This window comes from Pseudomonas sp. FSL R10-1339, from assembly GCF_009600545.1.
Classification (GTDB): domain Bacteria; phylum Pseudomonadota; class Gammaproteobacteria; order Pseudomonadales; family Pseudomonadaceae; genus Aquipseudomonas; species Aquipseudomonas bubulae.
The window spans coordinates 1-925 of the sequence record NZ_WIVQ01000235.1; the positions used below are offsets into that span (position 1 = coordinate 1).

The 925-nt window shown below is 64.2% G+C and carries 1 protein-coding gene; it reads left to right on the forward strand.

The window, feature by feature from the left end; translation table 11 throughout:
- Positions 1-925 (forward strand): DUF4118 domain-containing protein (locus GHO03_RS24575; RefSeq protein WP_153400697.1); only part of this gene is annotated, 925 nt, incomplete at both ends.

Genomic DNA, 925 nt, shown 5'->3' on the forward strand with positions numbered 1-925 from the left:
GCAACTGGCTGAGCGCCTGGGTGGCGAGGTGGTGTTGCTGCGTGCCGGTGAAGTGGCCAAAACCCTGATCCAGCATGCCGGCGAACGCCGTGCCAGCTTGCTGCTGGTGGGTCAGTCGCGGTTGACCTGGCGCCGTCGCCTGTTTGGCGGCGGACTGGCGGCGCGCTTGTTGCGTGACGCCCACGACCTGGAAATCAACGTGCTCGACAATGAGCAGTCCCCTGTACCTGTCACCAACCGCCCGGAACACTCACTGGTGTGGTTCGACTACGGCCTGGCGCTGCTTGCCACGCTACTGGCCAGTGCCCTGGCCTGGGGAGTATCCAGCGTACTGGCGCTGCCCAATATCTCCCTGGTGTTTCTGGCTGCCGTGCTGCTGGTGGCCGTGCGCAGCAGCCTGGGGCCAGCATTGGCCTGTGCGGCGCTGTCATTTCTGGCCTATGACTTCCTCTTTATTCCGCCCAATTTCTCGTTCAGCATCCAGCGCGAAGAAGATGTGCTGACGTTGTTGTTCTTTCTGTTGATGGCGGCGCTCACTGGCAAACTGGCGGCTCGCCAGCGCCGGCAGTTGCAGGCCTTGCGCGACACTCAGCACGAAACCACCGAGCTTCTCGACCTGTCACGCAAGCTTACCGCCGCGACCGACCGCAAGGCTGTGGTCAATGCTGCCGGGCAGCATTTGAGCGGCTGGAAAGAGCTGGACATATGCCTGCTCAATCGCGATGGCAATGGCGGCTGGGACGTTGAAAGCGGCGGGCCGTTACAGTTCTGCGAAGCGGAGCGCGCCGCTGCTGACTGGGCCTGGGCCCACGACCAGCCTGCGGGCAAGGGTACGGGCACTTTGCCGATGGGCCGTTGGTGGTGGTGGCCGATCAGCGCCGAGGAGGGGCCATTGGCCTTGCTCGGCGTGTGCACGAGGCAGGGC